Origin of the sequence: Nocardioides scoriae, from assembly GCF_900104965.1 — a bacterium.
GTDB classification, from domain to species: domain Bacteria; phylum Actinomycetota; class Actinomycetes; order Propionibacteriales; family Nocardioidaceae; genus Marmoricola; species Marmoricola scoriae.
Map to the genome: position 1 here is coordinate 491,833 of NZ_LT629757.1, position 21,050 is coordinate 512,882.

Here is a 21,050-nt window from a genome sequence, read left to right on the forward strand (position 1 = left end):
CCAGCGGCCCGTCCAGCGGCCCGGTCGGCGGCTCGGGCAGCGGCGCCGCAGGGGGGCTCCGGGGCGGGTGGGGCAATGCACACCTCGCCGAATAGGTCGCAGCCGGGAGCACCCCTATCCTTGGTCGGTGAGTGAGAGCAACGACGGCATCAAGTTCGACGAGCTGGGCCTGGACCCGCGGGTGGAGAAGGTCCTCAAGGACGTCGGCTACGAGAGCCCCTCGGCGATCCAGGCGGAGGCGATCCCGCCGCTCCTCGACGGCCAGCACGTCGTGGGCCTCGCCCAGACCGGCACCGGCAAGACGGCCGCGTTCGCGCTCCCGATCCTCTCGCGCATCGACATCAGCGAGGCCTCGCCCCAGGTGCTGGTGCTCGCCCCCACCCGCGAGCTCGCGCTGCAGGTCTCCGAGGCCTTCGGCCGCTACGGCTCCCACCTCAAGGGCCTGCACGTGCTCCCCGTCTACGGCGGCCAGGGGTACGGCGTGCAGCTCTCGGCGCTGCGCCGCGGCGTCCACGTCGTCGTCGGCACCCCCGGCCGGATCATGGACCACCTCGAGAAGGGCACGCTCGACCTGAGCGGCCTGCGCTTCGTGGTCCTCGACGAGGCCGACGAGATGCTCAACATGGGCTTCGCCGAGGACGTCGAGACGATCCTGGCCCGCACCCCCGAGGGCAAGCAGCTCGCACTGTTCAGCGCGACCATGCCCTCGCAGATCCGCCGCATCATCAAGCGCTACGCCCCCGGTGCCACCGAGATCACGGTGAAGTCGTCGCAGGGCACGGCCACCAACGTCAAGCAGCGCTACCTCAAGGTGCCGCACCCGCGGAAGGTCGACGCCCTCACGCGCATCCTCGAGGTCGAGAACTTCGACGGCATGATCGTCTTCGTCCGCACCAAGCACGCCACCGAGGAGCTCGCCGAGCGGCTCCGGGCCCGCGGCTTCGCGGCGACCGCCCTCAACGGCGACGTCGCCCAGGCCCAGCGCGAACGCACCATCGACCAGCTCCGCAAGGGCAAGCTCGACATCCTCGTGGCCACCGACGTCGCCGCCCGTGGCCTCGACGTCGAGCGGGTCAGCCACGTCATCAACTACGACATCCCCACCGACACCGAGTCCTACGTGCACCGCATCGGTCGCACGGGCCGGGCCGGTCGCAGCGGTGACGCGATCTCGTTCGTGACGCCGCGCGAGAACTACCTGCTCCGGTCGATCGAGAAGGCCAACCGGACCACCCTTGAGCAGATGCAGCTGCCGACCGTCGAGGACGTCAACGCGTTCCGGGTCACCAAGTTCACCGAGGCGATCAGCCAGGCCCTCGGTGACTCGCAGCTCGGCGTCTTCCGCGAGCTCGTCGAGACGTACGCCGCGGAGCACGACGTGCCCGTCGCCGACGTCGCGGCCGCCGTGGCGGTGCTGGCCCAGGACGGCGAGCCGCTGTTCATCGAGGACATGCCCGAGCCCGCCCCCGAGCGCCGCGAGCGCCGCGAGAGCGGCAGCAACCTGGTGCCGTGGAAGATCCAGGTCGGCAAGCGCCACCGCGTGGAGCCCCGGATGATCGTCGGTGCGCTCGCCAACGAGGGCGGCCTCAAGCGCTCGGACTTCGGCCGCATCGACATCAAGCCGGCCTTCACGGTCGTCGAGCTGCCCGCGGACCTGTCGCAGGAGACGCTGGCCAAGCTCGCCGACACGCGCATCTCCGGCATCCTCATCGACCTGCAGCCCGACCGCGGCCCGCGTCGCTCCGGCCCGCCCCGGCACCACGACGGTCCTCCGCACAAGAAGCCCCGCCACAAGGGCTGAGCCCGGCCCGACCGGCCCCCGGCCGGCCTCAGGCCAGCCGGGGTGCCCCCGCGCGCCCGACGGCCCGCAGCAGCAGCACCGCGAGGTCGTCGGCCAGGGCGGGGCCGTGGAAGCGTCGCGGCGCCTGCACCAGCTCGTCGGCGACCTCGGCCAGCGACTCCCGGCGCAGGCGTCCCAGCACGTCCTCGACCCGCCCGGTCCCGAACATCTCGTGCCCGCGTCGCGCCTCGACCAGCCCGTCGGTGAACAGGCACAGCAGGTCGCCGGGCTCGAGCACGACGGTGACGTCGTGCCACTCGCCGTCCTCGAGGAGCGCCAGCACGGTGCCGAGCTCCCCGACCGGGACCACCTCGCCGTCGCGACGGCTGAGCAGCGGCGGGTGGTGGCCGGCCAGGCTCACCGTGACCTGGACGGTGTCGGCGGCGGGGCGCACGACGGCGTACGCCAGGGTGGCGTGGCGCTCGAGCTCCGTGGCGTGCAGCAGCTGGTGGTTGAGCCGCGCGAGGGTGCGGCTCGGCGGGTGCCGCGTGGTGGCGAGCGCGCGCAGCGTGTAGCGCGCCATCGCGGTCACGGCCGCCGCCTCGGCGCCCTTGCCGCTGACGTCGCCCAGCACCACGCCCCAGGCGTCGTCCTCGAGCGGGAAGACGTCGAAGAAGTCGCCGCCGATCTCGTGGCCGTCGCCGGCGGGCTCGTAGCGCCCCACCGCCTCCATCCCGGGCATCGGCGGCAGCTCGCCGGGGGTGAGGCTCTGCTGCAGCGCCGCGGCGACGCGGGAGCGCTCGACCAGCAGCTCCGCCAGCGTCTCCTCGACCCGAAGCCGGTCGGTGACGTCGTGGAGGATGACGAGCTCGCCCGCGGCGCGCCCGCCCGTGTCCTGCAGCGGGTCGCGGCGCACCTCGAAGGTGCGCGCCCCGCTCTCGGCGTGGGGAAGCGCGACCAGGTCGCGGCCGTCCTGGCCGACGGCGCCGGAGGTGGCGAGGACCTCCTCCAGCGCGTGCCCGACCAGGCGCGAGCGCGAGGCGCCGAGCAGGTCGGTGGCCGCGGGGTTGGCGTCGGTCAGCCGTCCGAAGGCGTCGACGACGAGCACCCCGTCGACCATGTGCTCGACCACGGCGCTGCGCGCCAGCGGCGCCAGCTGCACCAGCCGCTCCCGGAACAGCCCCCACACGAGCACGGCGCCGGTGAGGATGAAGGCGAACGGCGTCAGGTCGAGCCGGGCGGACCACCCCACCTCGAAGTTGTGCAGCAGGTTGACCACCCAGGGCAGCAGGGCTGCCGCGACCAGCACCAGCGCCATCCGCCGGTAGGTGCCCGAGAGCCGCACCATGCTGACCAGGAACAGACCGGTGGCCACGACGATCAGCAGGTTGGAGTAGGCGAGGTGCACCCAGAACAGCGGCCCGGTCCCCACCACGGGCAGCTCCTGCTCGGACGCCCCGGGCGGGTAGCTGTGGACCAGGTCGTGGGTCGCCGGCAGCGCCAGGGCGGCCAGCAGGAGCACCGGCTCGACGGCCAGCAGCACCAGCGTGCGACGGGTCGCCAGCCGGCCGCGGTCGGTGTACTCCAGCACGAAGACCAGCCAGGCCGGGGCGAGGAAGGCGATGCCGAGGTACTTCAGGTCGCCCCACAGCGACTTGGTGGGCACGTCGGCCGCACCCAGCTCCAGGGCGTAGGCCAGGCCCCACCACGCGACGCTGGTCAGCAGCACCGCCAGGGCGACGCCGGCGCGCGAGCTGCGCCGCCACCCGACGTACGCCGCCAGGGCCGCGAGCATCAGGCCCGTCGCCGTCATCAGCGCGGTCAGCAGCGTCAGCACGCGGTCGCGACCTGCAGGCTGGTCAGCACGGGCACCCCCTGGGCACGTCCCCTCCGGGACCGGGGCGGGAGGACCCGCCCGTCACCCACGGTACGCCGCCGCGGGCCGCAGCCGTGCAGGTCAGCCCGTGGGTCCGGCGCCCGGCGACGCCGGGGCGGCCCCGAGGCCCCGCGCCGCCTCCCGGATCAGCAGCTGGATCGGCTCGCCGGCCCGCCCGGCCGGCGTCCCGCCCGTCATCGCGGCCGAGACCTGCTCGGCCAGCAGCGCGAGCTTGACGTTGTAGCGGTTGGAGATGCCGCGGAGTAGCTCGAAGGCGGCCCGCTCGGTGATGGCGTACGTCGCCATCAGCGCCCCCTTGACCTGCTCGATCGAGGGCCGGTGCTCCCCGGCCGACCCGACCGCGCCCGCCACGATCCGCGCGGCGTCCTCGGTGACGTCGGCGACCACCCCGTCGACCAGCACCGGCCGGCCCTGCTCGTCGTGCGCCACCCGGCCCAGCACGCTCAGCACCCGCTCGCCCCCGTTGGTCGCGAAGGCGTGCTGCGCCACGAACGAGCGGTGGTCCTGCACGGCGCCGGCCAGCTGCTCGGCGAACCGCTTGCGGGCGTCGGGCGCCAGCTGGTCCACCCACGACGACAGCGTCGCTCCGCACCCGGTCATCGCCCGCAGCTCGGGGGAGACCCGCGACTGCCCCGTAGCCAGGTCGAGCGTCCAGCGCCCGGTGACCGGGAGTGGCGGTGGCGTGAGGGGCACGGGTCGATGAGTCCTTCGTCGTACGGTCGAGAGGAGCCGCGCTGCAGGACTCGACGCCTATTGTGCCCAATGGTGCGGGCTGGTGGACAGGGTGTCCGGCACGGTGGGTGGTCCGGCGGTGGCGCGGCCGTGGGCCCTAGGCTGCTGGATCGGGCCGCGAGCCCGCGGGGCGGTAGCTCAGTCGGTCAGAGCAGAGGACTCATAATCCTTGGGTCGTGGGTTCGAGCCCCACCCGCCCTACGCAGCACTTCCTAGACTCCCCGCATGGATCTCGAACTGCGCGACGCGCTCGTCCTGGTCACCGGCGGCAGCAAGGGCATCGGCCTGGCGTGCGCCGAGGTCGCCCTCGCGGAGGGGGCGCGGGTCGCGCTCGTCTCGCGCAGCCAGGACCACCTCGACGCCGCTGCCGAGCGGCTCGGGGCGGGCGAGCGCGTGCGGACCTTCGCGGCCGACCTGACCGACCCGCAGCAGGCGCTCGACGTCGTCGCCCGGGTCGAGGCGGAGGCCGGACCGGTGGACGTGCTGGTCTGCTCGGCGGGCGCCGCGCGGCGCACGCCGTACCCGGAGCTCGACGCCGCTGCGTGGAGCGGCGCCATGCAGGCGAAGTTCTTCACCTACGTCCACGTCATCGACCCGGTCGTGAAGGCGATGGCGGCGCGCGGGCGCGGCAGCATCGTCAACGTGATCGGCTTCGGCGGCAAGCTCGCCAACCCCACCCACCTCGCCGGCGGCGCCGCCAACGCGGCGCTGATGCTGGCCACGGCCGGGCTGGCCAACGCCTACGGGCCCCAGGGCGTCCGCGTCAACGCGGTCAACCCCGCCGGCACGCTCACCGAGCGGCTCGGCGAGGGCATCAAGGCCGCCGCCCGCCTCGAGGGCATCTCCGAGGACGAGGCCCTGGCCCGCCAGACCGCCGGCGCCCCGCTGGGACGCCTCGCGGAGCCGCGGGAGGTCGCCGAGACGGTGATGTACCTCGCCTCCGCCCGCGCCAGCTACGTCAACGGCAGCATCGTCTCGATGGACGGCGGGGCCGCCCCGATCGTGGTGTGAGGCGACGTCTCCTCGCGGACCCTGACCGGTCGGTGGTCCAGCCCCGGTGCGATCGAGCGCGGTCGTGGTCGGCCGGACCAGGTGATCGTGTGGGTCCTGGGTCACCTGGTGACGCGGATCCCACACGATCACGGTCGGTGGTCATCGGGGAGGTCTGCTGCCACCAGGTGACAGCGATCCTCCCCGATCCACTGGTCGGGGTCGGGGTGGAGCCGGTGAGCGGCCCGGACGTCGTGCGAGGTGGTCGCCGGGACGACCCGCTCGCATGACGCACGCCGGTGCCGAGCAGCCAGCCGTACGACGCGCGCCCACGCCGGGCGACCCGCGACCACCTTGGATCGACGCCTCAGGCGAGGCCGAGCCGGTCGAGGATCCAGGCGAGGGTGAAGGCGCGGTCCTTCCAGGCCTGGTAGCGGCCGGAGACGCCGCCGTGGCCGGCGGCCATCTCGGTGCGGAGCAGGACGTCGGGGCGGCGGTCGGGGGCGCTGGCGCGGAGCCGGGAGACCCACTTGGCGGGCTCGACGTAGAGCACCCGGGTGTCGTTGAGCGAGGTCTCGGCGAGGATCGGGGGGTAGGGGCCCGAGGTCACGTTGTCGTACGGCGCGTACGACGCGATGTAGTCGTAGACCTCCGGGTCCGCCTCGGGGTTGCCCCACTCGTCGTACTCCGTGACCGTCAGCGGGAGCGACGCGTCGAGCATGGTGGTGAGGTTGTCGACGAAGGGCACCCCGGCCACCACGCCGTCGAACAGCTCGGGCGCCTGGGTGGCGACCGCGCCCATGAGCAGGCCGCCGGCGCTGCCGCCCTCGGCGACCAGGCGGGAGGCCCAGCCCTCGTCGCGCAGGAACCGGGCGCAGGCGATGAAGTCGGTGAAGGTGTTCTTCTTGTGCTCCATCTTGCCGTCGTCGTACCACCGCCGGCCGAGCTCGCCGCCGCCGCGCACGTGGGCGATGGCGAAGGCCACCCCGCGCTCGAGCAGCGAGAGTCGCGCGATCGAGAAGCCGGGATCCATCGAGGCCTCGTAGGAGCCGTAGCCGTAGAGCAGGGTCGGGACCGGCCCGCGCGCCCGCGCGTCACGTCGTACGACGAGCGAGACCGGGACCTGCTCGCCGTCGGGGGCGGGCACCCAGAGCCGGTGCTCCTCGTAGTCGTCGGGGTCGTAGCCACCGAGCACGGGGGTGCGCCGCAGCAGCCTCAGCTCCCGGGTCGCCACGTCGTGGTCGTAGACCGACGAGGGCACCGAGAGCGACCCGAACCCGAGCCGCACGACGGGGGTGTCGAACTCGTGGTTGCCGCGCAGGCCCACCGTGTAGGTCTCGCGGTCGAAGTCGACCAGGTAGTCGTCCTCGACACCCGCGTCACCCAGGGTCAGCACCCGGAGGTTGGTCAGGCCACCCGAGCGCTGGCTGACGACCAGGTGGGTCGCGAAGGCGTCGACGTCCTCGATGCGGACGGACGGGTCGTGGGGGACCAGCGGCTCCCAGGCCTCGACCGGGGTCGGGTCGACCGGCGAGGTGGCGACCGCGAAGTCGGGGCCGTCGTGGTTGTGGGTGATGACGAAGCGGTCCTCGCCGGCGATCACGGCGTGCTCGAGGCTGTAGTCGAGGTCCTCGCGGCGGCCCTGGAACAGCCGCAGCCCGAGCTCGGGGCGCTCGGTGTCGAGGACGTGGTACTCCGCGGTGGTCTTGGAGTGGCACACCACCACGAGGAACCGGTCCGACCGGGTGCGGCCCACGCCGACCCGGAAGCGCTCGTCGGGCTCGTGGAGGACCACCTCGTCGGCGGCCTGCTCGGTGCCCAGGACGTGGCGCCAGACCCGGTCGGCGCGCCAGGCGTGGTCGACGGTGACGTAGTAGAGCGCGCTGCCGTCGCGCTCCCAGGTGAGGCTGCCGGCGGTGCCGGTCAGCCGGTCGGGCAGCAGCTCGCCGGTGCGCAGGTCGGTGACGCGCACCTCGTAGCGCTCGTCGCCGACGGTGTCGGTGGCCCAGGCGAGCAGCTGCTCGTCGGGGCTGACCTTGCTGGCGCCGAGCGAGAAGAACTCGTGGCCCTCGGCGAGCGCGTCGAGGTCGAGCAGCACCTGCTCGCCCGGGAGCGCGGGCTGGCCGGGGTCGGTCTCGACCGGCATGGGCGGGGTCCAGTCGTCGGGCCCGGCGACGGGGACGCGGCAGGAGGCGCCGTACTCGCGGCCGACGAAGGAGCGGCCGTAGTACCAGTGCCCGCCGCGGCGCGTCGGCACCGACAGGTCGGTCTCCCGGGTCCGGCTGCGGATCTCCTCGACCACCTGGTCGCGCAGCTCCGCGAGGTGCGCGGTGGCGTGCCGCGTCCAGGCGTTCTCGGCCTCGAGGAGCGCGAGCACCTCGGGGTCCTCCTTGGCGCGCAGCCACTCGTAGTCGTCGTGCCGCTCGCGGCCGTGCAGGACCCGCGTCGTGCGCCGGGTGGGAGCGGTCGGGGGCGTGGTCGGGGGCTGGAGGGGATCCACCCGACGAGCCTAGTCAGCCGAGCTGGCGGATCACCTGGGCGGGACTCCCGACGGCCAGCACCCCGGCCGGCAGGTCGGAGACGACCACCGAGCCGGCGCCCACGACGGTGCCGGCGCCGATGGTGACGCCCGGCATCACGACGACCCCGGCGCCCAGCCACACGTCGTCGCCCAGCGTCACCGGCCGGGCCGCCTCCCAGCCGGCGCGACGGCGGTCGGCCTCCAGCGGTTGCACCGGCGTGAGCAGCTGCACGTGGGCGTCGAGGCGGACGTCGTCGCCGATGGTGATGGGGGCGGAGTCGAGGGCGACGAGGCCGGGGCCGACCCGCCAGCGGGCGCCGACCGTGATGCCGGAGCCGTAGCCGACCCGCAGCGGCGAGCGCACCTCCGCGTCCTCGCCGACCGCGGCGAGCAGCCGCTCGAGGAGCTCCTGGCGGCGGGCGCGGTCACGGGCGGGGACGGCGTCGAGGGCGTCGGTGAGGTCGGCGGCGCGGTCGCCGAGCTCGACGAGCCCGGCGTCCACGGCGTACGGTTCGCCGGCCCGCATCCGCTCGCGCATGGTCCGGATCAGCGGCAGGTCCTGGGGCGGCATGCGGGCCACGCTACGTGGGACGATGGGGGCCATGGAGACCGTGCGCCCCGTCGAGACCTGGCTCACCGACATGGACGGCGTGCTCGTCCACGAGGAGGACGCCATCCCCGGGGCCAGCGACTTCATCGAGGCGCTCAAGGCGTCGGGCAAGAAGTTCCTCGTGCTGACCAACAACTCGATCTTCACCCCGCGCGACCTGCGGGCCCGGCTCCTCGGCAGCGGCATCGACGTGCCCGAGGAGTCGATCTGGACCTCCGCGCTGGCGACGGCCGACTTCCTGGCCGACCAGCGGCCCGGCGGCACGGCGTACGTCGTGGGCGAGGCGGGCATGACGACCGCGCTCCACGAGATCGGCTACGTGATGACCGAGCGCGACCCCGACTACGTCGTGCTGGGGGAGACCCGGACCTACTCCTTCGAGGCCATCACCAAGGCGATCCGCCTCATCGAGGCGGGCTCGCGCTTCATCGCCACCAACCCCGACCCGAGCGGTCCCAGCCCGCAGGGCACGCTGCCGGCCACGGGCTCGGTCGCGGCGCTCATCAGCACCGCCACCGGTCGCCAGCCCTACTACATCGGCAAGCCCAACCCGCTGATGATGCGCAGCGCGCTCAACCGGCTCGAGGCCCACTCCGAGACCACCGTGATGATCGGTGACCGCATGGACACCGACATCATCAGCGGCCTCGAGGCCGGCATCCGCACCGTGCTGGTGACGACCGGCTCGACGCGGCCCGACATGATCGACACCTTCCCCTACCGCCCCACCCGCGTCGTGGACTCGGTGGCCGACCTGGTCGAGCTGGCCCGGGCCGGCTCCGGCGAGATGTAGACCGGTCCGGCGCGTCGCACGACACCACCGCGCGGGTTCGCCGAACTCGCCCGTGGCCGGGGTCCGGGACCCCTAGAGTGCGAGACCGTGATCAAGTACCTCGGCTCGAAACGGCTCCTCGTGCCGGTGCTGGGTGACCTGGCCACCGGGATCGGCGCCCGGACGGCGGTCGACCTGTTCACCGGGACCACCCGGGTCGCCCAGGAGCTCAAGCGCCGCGGGCTCGAGGTGACGGCGGTCGACACCGCGACGTACAGCCAGGTGCTGGGCGAGTGCTTCGTGTCCACCGACGCCGCCGAGGTCGACCACGCCGCGCTCGCCGACGAGGTGGCCCGCCTCGACGCGCTGCCGGGGACCGACGGCTACGTCACCGAGACCTTCTGCGAGCGGGCGCGCTTCTTCCAGCCCCACAACGGCCGTCGCATCGACGCCGTCCGCGACGCCATCGAGCGCGACCACCCCGAGGGCCCGCTGCGGCCGCTGCTGCTCACCTCGCTGCTGCTCGCGGCCGACCGGGTCGACTCGACCACCGGCCTGCAGATGGCCTACCTCAAGAGCTGGGCGCCCCGCAGCCACGCCGACCTCGAGCTCAAGGTCCCCGACCTGCTCCCCGGCCGCGGTCGCACGGTCCGCGGCGACGCCTCGGTGGTGGTCGACGCGCTGCCCCCGGTCGACCTGGCCTACCTGGACCCGCCGTACAACCAGCACCGCTACTTCACCAACTACCACGTGTGGGAGACGCTGGTCCGCTGGGACCGTCCCGAGCACTACGGGGTGGCCTGCAAGCGGGTCGACGCCCGCGACGACCTCGCCACCCGCAGCGTCTTCAACAGCCGCCCCCGGATGCCCGCGGCGCTGGCCGACCTGCTGCGGCGCACCCGTGCGTCCCTGGTGGTGGCCTCGTGCACCGACGAGTCGTGGATGGCCCCGGAGCTGCTCGTCGGGGCGCTGCGCGACGCGGGCCACGAGCGGGTCGCGGTCCTGGGCTTCGACTCCAAGCGCTACGTCGGGGCGCAGATCGGGATCCACGACGGCACCGGTCGCCGGGTGGGCGACGTCGGGCGGCTGCGCAACGTCGAGTACCTCGTGGTCGCGGGCGACGCCGAGCGCGTCGAGCGGGCCACGGTCGCCGTGGCGGGGACGAGCCGTCGGGAGAGCGCGTGAGCAGCGCGTCGGCCCGGGCGGGCGCGGGGCGCACGGCGTCGCTGCTGGTGGCCGGCGCCGCGGCGTACCTGGGGCTGGGCGTGCTGGGCCGCGAGATGACCTTCCCCGGCCAGACCCTCGCCCTGGCGTGGCCCGCGGCGGGCGGCAGCGTGCTGCTCCTGGGCCTGGCCCCGCAGCGCTGGTGGCCCGTCGCCGGGCTGCTGCTGGCGGTGGCGACCTTCGGCTTCAACTTCGGGACCGGCCTCGAGCCGACGCTGTCCGCGGCCTTCGTGGTGCCCAACGTGGTGCAGGCCTTCGTCGGAGCGCTGGTGCTGCGCGGCACCGCCCCCCACCTGCTCGGCGGTGGCGGCACCCGCCCCCTCACCGCGCCGCGGGACTTCCTCGCGCTGCTGGTGACGGCCGTGTCGTCGTCGCTGGCCGCGGTGCTCAGCGGGACCCTCGCCCTGTGGCTGCTGCGCGGCAGCTGGGACGCCCTGGACTCCCTGCTGTGGCTGGGCCGCAACTCCGCCGGCGCCCTGGTGGTGCTGACCGTGGTGGTGGTGCTCGTGGGTCGGGTCCCGGCGACCGGGGGCGACCCGTTCGCCGGGCTGGTGCCGCGCGGGCCCGAGCGACTCCTCGAGCTCGTCGCGCTGGTGGCGGCCACGACCGGCCTCTACGTCCTGGTCTTCGGGCGGTACGCCGGCCTCCCGCTCGCCTTCCCGCTCCTCGTGCCCAGCGTCTGGGCGGGGCTGCGCTTCGGGCCCCGCACCGTGGCCCTGCACTCGCTGGCGGTCGGCGCGGGCGTGGCGGTGGCGACGCTGCGGGGCGTGGGGCCGTTCGCCCGCGGAGCGAGCTGGGCCGAGCAGGCGCTGGTCTCGCAGCTGTTCATCGGCACGGTGCTGGCCCTGGGGATGCTGCTGGCGCTGCAGGCGGTCGAGCGCCGGGCCCTGACGCGCGTGGTGGGCCGGGCCCACGCCGAGGTCAGCAACCAGGCGGCGCTGCTCTCGACCGTGATCGACTCCATGCACGAGGGGCTCGTGGTCCTCGACGACGAGGGCCGGGTGCTGCTGCGCAACCCCTCCGCGGCCCGGCTGGTGCCCGGCGTCGCGGCGCAGGGGGAGGTCTCGACCGGGTCCGGCCCGTGGGTCTCGGGGGCCGACGGCCGCCCCCTCGCCCTCGACGAGCTGCCGTTCGCCCGGGCCCTGCGCGGCGAGCGGGTGGTGGCCGAGGACGCCGAGGTCCACCACGGCGACGGCGCCGACAGGCGGGTGCTGCGGGTCAGCGCTCAACGGCTGCCCTTCGCCTCCGACTCCGGACGGGGCCAGGCGGTGGTGATCTACCACGACGTCACGGCCGAGCACGCGCAGCGGGCCGCGCTGGAGTCCTTCGCCCACGTGGTGGCCCACGACCTCAAGGGCCCGCTCGGCACGGTGCAGGGGTGGACCGAGCTGCTCGAGGCCGAGGCGACCGCGGCCCCCCAGGTCGACTCCGGCGAGGTGCTGGGCGTGCTGGCCCGCGTCTCTGGGGCGACCGACACGATGGGGCGCCTCATCGGGGGCCTGCTGGAGGCCAGCACCTCGCGGCACGCGCAGGTGCGGCTCGGCGAGGTCGACCTCACCGCGGTCGCCGAGGCGGTCGCGGCGCAGTGGCGCGAGCCCGTGACGGGCGCGGCGCCCGTCATCACCGTCGACCCGCTGCCGGCGGCGCGCGCCGACGAGGTGCTGGTGCGCCAGCTGCTGGGCAACCTGGTGGGCAACGCCGTCAAGTACGTCGAGCGCGGTCGCGCCGCCGAGGTCACCGTCTCGGGCCGGGTCGTCGGCGAGCACGTCGAGGTCGTGGTCGCCGACCGCGGCGTCGGGGTGCCGCCGGGCCAGCACGAGGCGATCTTCGCGGTGCTCCACCGGGCGCACGCCGGCAGCGACTACGAGGGCCACGGGATCGGGCTGTCGGTCTGCCAGACCATCGTGGAGCGCCACGGCGGCACCATCGTGGCGCGGCCCCGGACCACCGGGCCCGGCACGGCGTTCGTGTTCACGCTCCCGGCGGTGGCGACACCCGCTGCCGGCTGAGCGCCTAGTGGCCCTCGGCGTGGGCGGCGTCGCGGATCTCGCCGACCAGCTCCTCGATGACGTCCTCGAGGGTGGCCACCCCGAGCACCTCGCCCTGGTCGGAGACGACCCGGGCCATGTGGGCGCCGCGCGCCTGGATCGTCTGCAGCGCGTTGACCAGGGTGTCGGAGTCGCGGACCGTCGCGAACGGCCTCACCCACTTGTCCTCGACGATGCGGGCCCGGCCCTGCGGGTCGCTCTGCAGGACGTCCTTGATGTGCAGGTAGCCCACCAGCGCGCCGTCGTCGCCGGTCACCGGGAAGCGGGAGTAGCCGGTCTGCGCGCACACGGTCTCGACGTCCGAGGCGCGGGCGCCCCGGCGCACGGTCTGCACCTGGGCGAGCGGGAGCAGCACGTCGGCGACGGTGCGCGAGGTGAAGCCCAGCGCACCGGAGAGGCGCTCGTACTCGCGCTCCTCCAGCAGGCCCTCGGCCCGTGACTCGTCGACCATCGCCTCCACCTGCTCGCGGGTGAAGGAGGAGCTCACCTCGTCGCGCGGCTCGATCTTGAGCAGCCGGATCAGGCCGTTGGCGACGGCGTTGAACAACCAGACCACCGGGCGCAGCACGGTGATGACGACCATCATCGGGGGCCCGAAGGCCAGCGCGGCCCGCTCGGGGCCCGCGAGCGCGAGGTTCTTGGGCACCATCTCGCCGAGCACCACGTGGAGGTAGACCACCACGAACAAGGCGATCACGAAGGCCACCGGGTGCACCCACACCTCCGGGATGCCGACGGCGTGCGCAACCGGCTCGAGGAGGTGTGCCAGCGCCGGCTCGGCCACGGCGCCGAGGCCGAGCGAGCACACCGTGATGCCGAGCTGGGCGCCGGCCATCACCAGCGAGACCTTCTCCATCGCCTGGAGGGTCGAGCGGGCCATCCGCGAGCCCTGCTTGGCCCGCGGCTCGATCTGGGTGCGGCGCGCGGAGACGAGCGCGAACTCGGCACCCACGAAGAAGGCGTTGGCGAGCAGCAGGGCGACGCCGAGCAGCAGGGCGGCCTGGGTGCTCACTGGTCCTCACCCGTCTCCGGGACGAGGCGCCGCACCGAGATCCGGTCGACCCGCAGGCCGTCCATCCGCTCGACCCGCATCACGACGTGCTCCTGCACGGGGTCCTCGTCGTCGTCCTCGGGCACCTCGACCGGCAGCGGGACCAGCACCCGGTCGCCACGCTCGGGGATCCGGCCCAGCTCGCGGACCAGCAGGCCGGCGACGGTGTCGTAGGCGTCGTCCTCGGGCAGCTGCAGCCCGGTCCCGTCGGCGACCTCGTCGGGTCGCAGCAGCCCCGAGAGGATCCACGAGCCGTCGGGGCGCTGGCGCAGCCGGGAGCCGTAGCGGTCGTGCTCGTCGGCGATGTCGCCCACGATCTCCTCCACGACGTCCTCGAGGGTGACCACGCCGGCCGTGCCGCCGTACTCGTCGGACACGATGGCCATCTGGAAGCCCTCGCCGCGCAGCAGCGAGAGCAGGGGGTCCAGCCGCAGCGACTCGGGCACCACGGTGGCCTCGACCATGACCTCGCGCACCAGGGTGTCGCCACGCTCCGAGCGGGGCACCGCGACCGCCTGCTTGACGTGCACCGAGCCGACGACGTGGTCCGAGGACCCCTTGATGACGGGGAACTTCGAGAAGCCGGTCTGGCCGGAGAGCTCGATGATCTCGCTGACCGGGTCGGTGGCGTCGACGCAGGCCATCTGCACCCGGGGGGTCATGATCTCGCCGGCCGAGCGCGGACCGAAGGCGACCGAGCGCTGCACCAGCGTGGCGGTCTCGGTGTCGAGGGTGCCCTCGGTGGCGCTGCGGCTGGTCAGCGAGGCCAGCTCGTCGATCGAGCGGGCCGAGCGCAGCTCCTCCTGGGGCTCGGCGCCCAGCGCACGGACCAGGGCGTTGGCCGAGCCGTTGAGCAGCCGGATCGGCGCCTTCATCACCGTGGTGAAGACCCGCATCGGCCGCTGGGTCGCCTTGGCGACCTCCAGGGGGAGCGCGATGGCGAGGTTCTTGGGCACGAGCTCGCCGAAGATCATGGTCAGGCCGGTGGCCAGCACCAGGCCCACGGCCACCGCGATCGGGGTGACGGCGGCGTCGGGGGTGCCGACCAGCTCCAGCGGCCCGCGGATCAGCCCCGCGATGGCCGGCTCGGCCAGGTAGCCGATGGCGAGGTTGGTCAGCGTGATGCCGACCTGCGCCCCCGAGAGCTGGGTGGACAGCGACTTCAGCGCCTCCTGCAGCCCCTCGGCCCCGGCGTCACCGGCCTGGGCCGCCTTGTCCACGGTGGAGCGGTCGACGGTCACGAAGCTGAACTCGGCAGCGACGAAGACCCCGCACGCGAGGACGAGGCCGACGGAGACCGCCAGCAGGAGCCATTCCATGCGAGCCATTGTGGCGGGTCGGGTGGGGGTGCGCACACGTCGGAGGGGGCCGGGTGGGGAACACCACCCCACCGGTGGTCGTTGGACCGGGTGAGCGAGAGGGAGGTGAGTCGGGTGCTGAGCTTCTCCGGTGCTGCTGCGAGCCACCCCGGCCTGGTGCGCGAGGACAACGAGGACTCGGGCTTCGCGGGCCCCAGCCTCCTGGCCGTCGCCGACGGCGTCGGGGGAGCGGCCGCGGGCGAGGTCGCCTCCGCCACGGCCGTCCACGTCCTCTCCTCCGCGGTCCTCGCCGCCCCGCGCGCGGACCCGGTGCAGGTGCTCGGCGAGGCGGTGCGGCTGGCCCAGGAGCGGGTGGCCCTGGGCGTCCGGCAGGACGACCGGCGCACCGGCATGGGCACGACGCTCACCGCCGTGCTGGGCGACGGCGAGCGGTTCGCGCTGCTCCACCTCGGCGACTCGCGCGGCTACGTGCTGCGCGCGGGCAGCCTCACCCGGGTGACGCGCGACCACAGCTTCGTCCAGGAGCTCCTCGACGCCGGTCGCCTCGAGGAGTCCGCCCGCGAGCACCACCCGTGGCGCCACGTCGTCACCCGCGTCCTGGCCGGCGACCCCCGGGAGACCGGTGACCTCACCTGGCTGCCGCTGCGGGCGGGGGACCGCGTGCTGCTGTGCAGCGACGGCCTCACCGACCTGGTGGGCGAGCCCGACCTGGAGCAGCTGCTGCTGGCCCACGACGACGACGACGCCGCGGTCGACGACCTGGTGGCCGCCGCCCTGGCCGCGGGCGGGCGCGACAACGTCACCTGCCTGCTCGCCACGGTCGTCGAGGGCGCCACCTGGCGCTCCGGGGGCCGGCTGGTCGGCGCGGGTCGTGACCCCCGGCTCGTGGTGGACGCGGGCGCCGTACGCCTGCCGCGCAGCGCCTGACGAGGCATTTCTGCCGTTTCACTGGTCTCATGCGTGCCGCTGGGTCACAATGGACCCACAAGTCCATCACTGCACGCACGACACGTGACCTGCACGCACCATCTCGAGACCGCTGGGGAAGGCGTACCTCGACGCCGGTGCACAGGAGGTCTCCGTGACTGCAGCAGCGAACAACCGTCCCACCACGCGCGGAGTGCTCTACGTCCACTCCGCGCCTTCAGCGCTGTGCCCGCACATCGAGTGGGCGGTCGGCGGCGTGCTCGGCCTGGCGCCGCGCGTCGAGTGGACCCCGCAGCCGGCGCAGGCGGGCAGCTACCGCACGGAGTACTCCTGGGCGGGCGAGATCGGCACCGCCGCGGCCCTCACCTCGGCCCTGCGCGGCTGGAACCACCTGCGCTTCGAGGTGACCGAGGAGTCCACGTCCAGCACGGAGGGGGCGCGCTACTCGGCCACGCCGACGCTGGGCGTCTTCCACGCCGTCACCGGGCTGCACGGCGACGTGATGATCCCCGAGGACCGGCTCAAGGCGGCGGTCGTGAAGTCCGCGCTCGGCGAGACCACCCTCGAGCTCGAGGTCGACAAGCTGCTCGGCAAGCCCTGGGACGACGAGCTGGAGACCTTCCGCCACGCCGGCGAGGGCGTCGCGGTGCGCTGGCTGCACCACGTCGTCTGAGCCGCCGTGCGCTCCCGGCGGCAGCCGGGCCGCTCAGCGCGCGCCGTGGGTGACCAGGTAGTCGAGGAGGTCGCCCACGTGCACCAGCTGCGAGGTCGCGCTGTCGGCCACGACCACGCCGAGGCGTCGCTCGAGGCCCTCGAGCACCTCGATCATGGACAGCGAGTCGACCTCGAGGTCGTCGACGAAGCGGCTCTCGGGGCGGACCGAGGCGCTCGGCGTGCCGGTGACCAGCTCGACGAGCGAGGCCACCTCGGCCACGAGGTGGGGCGGGAACGTCTGCGGCACGGGAGGCAGCCTACGGGGTGTCGGACCCGGTCCCGGGGGGTACGTCGAGCAGGGGAATCGCCCTGCGGGGATGCGGATCCGGCCTGTCTGGTCCACATCTCAACTATCTGGCGGTTCGACCCGCCAGCCGGTCCCGGTGCGTGGTTGACTCCCAGGGACACGCCGCCTCGCGAGGGGCCCCTATCCGAGGAGCGCGCATGAGATCGGACAGCGACTGTCCCGACAGCGGGCCCGACTTCCGCCTGCAGCGCGTCACGATCCACGGCCACGAGCGGGCCTTCGTCAAGGCCGGCCAGGGCCCCGCCCTGCTGCTGCTCCACGGCCTCGGCTGCGACCACACCACCTGGTCGCCCGTCATCCGCGACCTCGCGCGCCACTTCACCGTGATCGCCCCGGACCTGCTCGGCCACGGCGTCAGCTCCAAGCCGCGTGCCGACTACAGCGTGGGCGGCTACGCCAACGGCATGCGCGACCTGCTGACCGTGCTCGGCATCGACAAGGTGACCGTGGTCGGCCACAGCTTCGGCGGCGGCATCGCCATGCAGTACGCCTACCAGTTCCCCGAGCGCACCGAGCGGATGATCCTGGTCGCCCCCGGTGGCCTCGGCCCCGAGGTCACCCCGCTGATCCGCCTCATCACCCTGCCCGGCTTCCACCAGGCCATGGGCGTGGCGACCCTGCCCGGCGTGCGGCACGTCGGAAAGGCCGGCCTGCGGGTGCTCTCGCGCACCGGCCTGACGGGCACCCGCGACCTCGGTGAGGTCGCCGACATCTACGAGTCGTTCAAGGACCCCCGCGCCCGCGCGGCCATCGCCCACGTCGTGCGCGCGGTGGTCGACATGAAGGGCCAGATCGTCACCATGGTCGACCGGGCCTACCTGACCCAGGCGATGCCGATGCTGGTCGTGTGGGGCACCGACGACCTGGTGATCCCGGCCAAGCACGCCGAGAACGCCGCCCGGATCGCCCCCGGCGCCGTCGTGGAGATCCTGCCCAACAGCGGGCACTTCCCCCACAAGGACCACCCCGAGCGCTTCGTGAAGATCGTCAACGACTTCATCCGCGCGACCCAGCCGGCGGCGTACCACCGCGGACGCTGGCGCACCCTGCTCCGCAACGGCCCCGCCACCCCGGCCAACCAGGCCGTCGCCGGCGGCCGCCCCCTCGCCCCCGTGGCCCAGCTGCCGACGAAGGGCGCCTGAGCGGTCCGGTCGCAGGACCCGCGCCGTCGCCGCACGCACCTCCGACGGCCCGTGACCGCACGCCCGCCTACGCGTGCCGGCGTACCACCGCTCGCCGACCGCTGGCGGGAACGGACGAAGCGGACGCCGGTGACGGGAGTACTGCCCGCTGACGTCCGCTTCGCCCGTTTCGGCGGGCGGTTTCCCCGGTCGACCGGGGAAACCGCCCCCCCCAGGCGGACGCCTACGCGTCCCCGCCCTCCTGCTTCACGTCGGCGACGGCGGTGGGGTCGTCGATGCGGTACTTCGCGAAGGCCTCGGCGACGACCTCGGGCTTGACCTCGCCGCGCTGGGCGAGGGCCCGCAGCGACGCCACGACGACGCTCTCGGCGTCGACCTGGAAGAACCGGCGGGCGGCGGGACGGGTGTCGGCGAAGCCGAAGCCGTCGGTGCCGAGGACGTGGAAGTCCTCCGGGACCCAGTGGGCGATCTGCAGGGGCACGGCGCGCATGTAGTCGCTGACCGCGACGACCGGACCGACGGCACCCTCGAGCTTGGTGGTGACGTAGGCCTCGCGGGCCTGCTCCTCGGGGTGGTTGAGCGACCACTTCTCGGCCTCGACGGCGTCGCGGGCCAGCTCGTTCCACGAGGTGACCGACCACAGGTCGGCCGCCACGCCCCAGTCGTCGGCCAGCAGCCGCTGGGCCTTCTCGACCCACGGGAAGCCGATGCCGGAGGCGAGCAGCTGCACGCGGGGCGCGTCGCCGCCGGTCGACTCGGGGGCCTCGCCGAACTTGTAGATGCCCTTGAACAGGCCCTCGAGGTCGAGGTCCTCGGGCTCCTTGGGCTGGCTGGTCGGCTCGTTGTAGACGGTCATGTAGAAGATGACGTCCTCGCCGTGGGGGTGCTCCTCGGTCGAGGTGTACATCCGGCGCAGGCCGTCCTGCATGATGTGCGCGACCTCGTAGGCGTGCGCGGGGTCGTAGTGCACGACGGCGGGGTTGGTCGCCGCCAGCAGCGGAGAGTGGCCGTCGGCGTGCTGCAGGCCCTCACCGGTGAGCGTGGTGCGACCAGCGGTGGCGCCGATGAGGAAGCCGCGGGCCAGCTGGTCGGCCATCGCCCAGATCGAGTCGCCGGTGCGCTGGAACCCGAACATCGAGTAGAAGATGTAGAACGGGATCATCACCTCGCCGTGGGTGGAGTACGACGACCCGGCGGCCGTGGCCGACGCCATCGCGCCCGCCTCGGAGATGCCCTCGTGGAGCAGCTGCCCGTCGACGTCCTCGCGCCACTTGAGCAGCAGCTTGCGGTCGACCGACTCGTAGCGCTGGCCGAACGGGTTGTAGACCTTGGCGCTCGGGAACATCGAGTCCATGCCGAAGGTGCGGTACTCGTCGGGGGCGATCGGCACGATCCGCTTGCCGATCTCCTCGTTCTTCATCCAGTCGCGCAGCAGCCGGACGACGGCCATCGTGGTGGCGATCTTCGACTTGCCCGAACCCTGCTTGAGCTCCTTGTAGCTCTCGTCGCCGGGGACCTTGAGCTCCTTGGCCCGGATGACGCGGCGGGGGATCGAGCCGCCGAGCTGGTGGCGGCGCTCCATCATGTACTCGATCTCGGCGCTGTCCTTGCCGGGGTGGAAGAAGGGCGCGGTGCCGGTGGCGTCGTACGTCGCGTCGATCTCCTTGTCCGACATCGGCAGGTAGAGCCGGTCGCGGAACTTCTTGAGGTCGTCCTTCTTGAGCTTCTTCATCTGGTGGCTGGCGTTCTTGCCCTCCAGCCCCTCGATGGTCCAGCCCTTGACGGTGTGCGCCAGGATCACGGTCGGCTGACCGGCGTGCTTGGCGGCGCTGTCGAAGGCGGCGTACACCTTGCGGTAGTCGTGGCCGCCGCGCGGCAGCTTCTCGATCTGCCGGTCGCTCATGTGCTCGACCATCTTGCGCAGGCGCGGGTCGGCGCCGAAGAAGTGCTCGCGGTTGTAGGCGCCGTCCTCGACCGAGTAGGTCTGGAAGGCGCCGTCGGGGGTGCTGTTCATGGCGTTGACCAGCACGCCGTCGACGTCGCGGGCGAGCAGGTCGTCCCACTCGCGGCCCCAGATCACCTTGATGACGTTCCACCCGGCGCCACGGAAGTTGGCCTCGAGCTCCTGGATGATCTTGCCGTTGCCGGTCACGGGGCCGTCGAGCTGCTGCAGGTTGCAGTTGATGACCCAGGTGAGGTTGTCGAGCTCCTCGCGGGCGGCGACGCGCAGCGCACCCAGGGACTCCGGCTCGGCCATCTCGCCGTCGCCGAGGAAGGCCCAGACGTTCTGCTGCGAGGTGTCCTTGATGCCGCGGTTGTGCAGGTAGCGGTTGAACCGCGCCTGGTAGATCGAGTTGATGGCGGTCAGGCCCATCGAGACGGTGGGGAACTCCCAGAACTCCGGCATCAGGCGCGGGTGGGGGTACGACGAGAGCCCCTTGCCCTTGCCGTGCTGGACCTCCTGGCGGAAGCGCAGCAGCTGCTCCTCGGTCAGCCGGCCCTCGAGGTAGGCGCGGGCGTACACACCGGGGGCGGCGTGGCCCTGGATGTAGATCTGGTCGCCGCCGCCGGGTGCGTCCTTGCCCTTGAAGAAGTGGTTGAAGCCGACCTCGTAGAGCGAGGCGGAGGACTGGTACGTCGCGATGTGGCCGCCGACCTCCAGCCCGGGCCGGTTGGCGTCGGAGACCATCACCGCGGCGTTCCACCGGATGAAGGCGCGGATCCGGCGCTCGGTCTCCTCGTCGCCGGGGAACCACGGCTCGCGCTCGGGCGCGATGGTGTTGATGTAGTCGGTGCTGCGCAGCCCGGGGACGCCGACGGAGTGCTGGCGGGCGCGCTCGAGGAGCCGCAGCATCACGTAGCGGGCCCGGTCGCGGCCGCGGTCGTCCAGCATGGCGTCGAACGAGTCGAGCCAGTCCTGGGTCTCGTCGGGGTCGATGTCGGGCAGCTGGGTCGGCAGCCCCTCGTGGATGACAGAGGCGCGCGGAGCCGAGGCCTGGGGGGTGGGGGCCTGGGC

Annotated in this window: 16 protein-coding genes and 1 tRNA gene; 9 read left to right on the forward strand and 8 right to left on the reverse strand. The window is 73.3% G+C overall.

The window, feature by feature from the left end:
* Positions 1–127: 127 nt before the first annotated feature.
* The gene (locus BLU55_RS02350; RefSeq protein ID WP_091725590.1) at positions 128–1,801 is read left to right on the forward strand and encodes a DEAD/DEAH box helicase; all 1,674 of its coding nucleotides are present in this window, start codon (positions 128–130) and stop codon (positions 1,799–1,801) included.
* A 28-nt stretch (positions 1,802–1,829) separates the two neighbouring features.
* Here BLU55_RS02350 and BLU55_RS02355 read toward each other — a convergent pair whose 3' ends face one another.
* Both BLU55_RS02355 and BLU55_RS02360 read right to left on the reverse strand, forming a co-directional pair.
* Positions 1,830–3,617 carry a histidine kinase N-terminal 7TM domain-containing protein gene (locus BLU55_RS02355; RefSeq protein ID WP_091725593.1) on the reverse strand — a complete coding sequence of 596 codons (1,788 nt, stop codon included), beginning with the start codon at positions 3,615–3,617 and terminating at the stop codon, positions 1,830–1,832.
* Positions 3,618–3,737: 120 nt separating this feature from the next.
* Positions 3,738–4,370 (reverse strand): ANTAR domain-containing protein, encoded by a 633-nt coding sequence (locus BLU55_RS02360; protein ID WP_157682688.1) that lies wholly within the window; start codon positions 4,368–4,370, stop codon positions 3,738–3,740.
* Positions 4,371–4,536: 166 nt separating this feature from the next.
* On the opposite strand from BLU55_RS02360, the gene BLU55_RS02365 reads away from it, so the two are divergent.
* Positions 4,537–4,610, forward strand: a tRNA-Ile gene (locus BLU55_RS02365).
* Positions 4,611–4,634: 24 nt separating this feature from the next.
* Positions 4,635–5,420, forward strand: a complete 786-nt coding sequence (locus tag BLU55_RS02370) for an SDR family oxidoreductase (protein WP_091725599.1) — start codon at positions 4,635–4,637, stop codon at positions 5,418–5,420.
* Between the two features lie 346 nt (positions 5,421–5,766).
* Here BLU55_RS02370 and BLU55_RS02375 read toward each other — a convergent pair whose 3' ends face one another.
* On the reverse strand, positions 5,767–7,899 hold the full coding sequence (locus tag BLU55_RS02375) for a S9 family peptidase (protein WP_091725602.1): 2,133 nt from the start codon (positions 7,897–7,899) through the stop codon (positions 5,767–5,769).
* Between the two features lie 13 nt (positions 7,900–7,912).
* On the reverse strand, positions 7,913–8,491 hold the full coding sequence (locus BLU55_RS02380) for a maltose acetyltransferase domain-containing protein (RefSeq protein ID WP_197681075.1): 579 nt from the start codon (positions 8,489–8,491) through the stop codon (positions 7,913–7,915).
* Positions 8,492–8,522: 31 nt separating this feature from the next.
* Between BLU55_RS02380 and BLU55_RS02385 the strand changes: the two genes are divergently transcribed.
* From BLU55_RS02385 to BLU55_RS02395, 3 genes are all read left to right on the forward strand, one after another.
* Complete coding sequence (locus BLU55_RS02385; protein WP_091725605.1) at positions 8,523–9,323, forward strand: HAD-IIA family hydrolase; 801 nt, start codon at positions 8,523–8,525, stop codon at positions 9,321–9,323.
* Positions 9,324–9,410: 87 nt separating this feature from the next.
* Entirely contained in the window at positions 9,411–10,487 is a 1,077-nt protein-coding gene (locus BLU55_RS02390; protein WP_091725608.1) for a DNA adenine methylase, read from the forward strand.
* Positions 10,484–12,535 carry an ATP-binding protein gene (locus BLU55_RS02395; protein WP_091725610.1) on the forward strand — a complete coding sequence of 684 codons (2,052 nt, stop codon included), beginning with the start codon at positions 10,484–10,486 and terminating at the stop codon, positions 12,533–12,535. Before BLU55_RS02390 ends, BLU55_RS02395 begins: the two co-directional genes overlap by 4 nt.
* A 4-nt stretch (positions 12,536–12,539) precedes the next feature.
* Here the strand turns inward: BLU55_RS02395 and BLU55_RS02400 are convergent, their stop codons facing one another.
* Complete coding sequence (locus tag BLU55_RS02400; protein WP_091725612.1) at positions 12,540–13,586, reverse strand: hemolysin family protein; 1,047 nt, start codon at positions 13,584–13,586, stop codon at positions 12,540–12,542.
* The gene (locus BLU55_RS02405) at positions 13,583–14,944 is read right to left on the reverse strand and encodes a hemolysin family protein (RefSeq protein WP_231917009.1); all 1,362 of its coding nucleotides are present in this window, start codon (positions 14,942–14,944) and stop codon (positions 13,583–13,585) included. The genes BLU55_RS02400 and BLU55_RS02405 overlap by 4 nt, the downstream gene beginning before the upstream one ends.
* A 114-nt stretch (positions 14,945–15,058) precedes the next feature.
* Here BLU55_RS02405 and BLU55_RS02410 point away from each other — a divergent pair, with 114 nt between their 5' ends.
* Together BLU55_RS02410 and BLU55_RS02415 are read left to right on the forward strand one after the other, a co-directional pair.
* On the forward strand, positions 15,059–15,871 hold the full coding sequence (locus tag BLU55_RS02410) for a PP2C family protein-serine/threonine phosphatase (RefSeq protein ID WP_157682689.1): 813 nt from the start codon (positions 15,059–15,061) through the stop codon (positions 15,869–15,871).
* A 154-nt stretch (positions 15,872–16,025) separates the two neighbouring features.
* The gene (locus BLU55_RS02415; protein ID WP_172833851.1) at positions 16,026–16,544 is read left to right on the forward strand and encodes a DUF3145 domain-containing protein; all 519 of its coding nucleotides are present in this window, start codon (positions 16,026–16,028) and stop codon (positions 16,542–16,544) included.
* A gap of 33 nt (positions 16,545–16,577) precedes the next feature.
* On the opposite strand, the gene BLU55_RS02420 is transcribed toward BLU55_RS02415, so the two are convergent.
* Positions 16,578–16,832, reverse strand: a complete 255-nt coding sequence (locus tag BLU55_RS02420; RefSeq protein ID WP_157682690.1) for an acyl carrier protein — start codon at positions 16,830–16,832, stop codon at positions 16,578–16,580.
* A 197-nt stretch (positions 16,833–17,029) separates the two neighbouring features.
* On the opposite strand from BLU55_RS02420, the gene BLU55_RS02425 reads away from it, so the two are divergent.
* The gene (locus BLU55_RS02425) at positions 17,030–18,034 is read left to right on the forward strand and encodes an alpha/beta fold hydrolase (protein ID WP_091725625.1); all 1,005 of its coding nucleotides are present in this window, start codon (positions 17,030–17,032) and stop codon (positions 18,032–18,034) included.
* Positions 18,035–18,257: 223 nt separating this feature from the next.
* Here the strand turns inward: BLU55_RS02425 and aceE are convergent, their stop codons facing one another.
* On the reverse strand, positions 18,258–21,005 hold the full coding sequence (gene aceE / locus BLU55_RS02430; RefSeq protein ID WP_231917139.1) for a pyruvate dehydrogenase (acetyl-transferring), homodimeric type: 2,748 nt from the start codon (positions 21,003–21,005) through the stop codon (positions 18,258–18,260).
* Between the last annotated feature and the right edge of the window lie 45 nt (positions 21,006–21,050).

Excerpts from the sequence above, each read along its gene's own strand:
- BLU55_RS02370 (WP_091725599.1), top strand. The coding sequence starts at position 4,635 with ATGGATCTCGAACTGCGCGACGCGCTCGTCCTGGTCACCGGCGGCAGC.
- BLU55_RS02380 (WP_197681075.1), bottom strand. The coding sequence starts at position 8,491 with ATGCCGCCCCAGGACCTGCCGCTGATCCGGACCATGCGCGAGCGGATG.
- BLU55_RS02385 (WP_091725605.1), top strand. The coding sequence starts at position 8,523 with ATGGAGACCGTGCGCCCCGTCGAGACCTGGCTCACCGACATGGACGGC.
- BLU55_RS02405 (WP_231917009.1), bottom strand. The coding sequence starts at position 14,944 with ATGGAATGGCTCCTGCTGGCGGTCTCCGTCGGCCTCGTCCTCGCGTGC.
- BLU55_RS02425 (WP_091725625.1), top strand. The coding sequence starts at position 17,030 with ATGAGATCGGACAGCGACTGTCCCGACAGCGGGCCCGACTTCCGCCTG.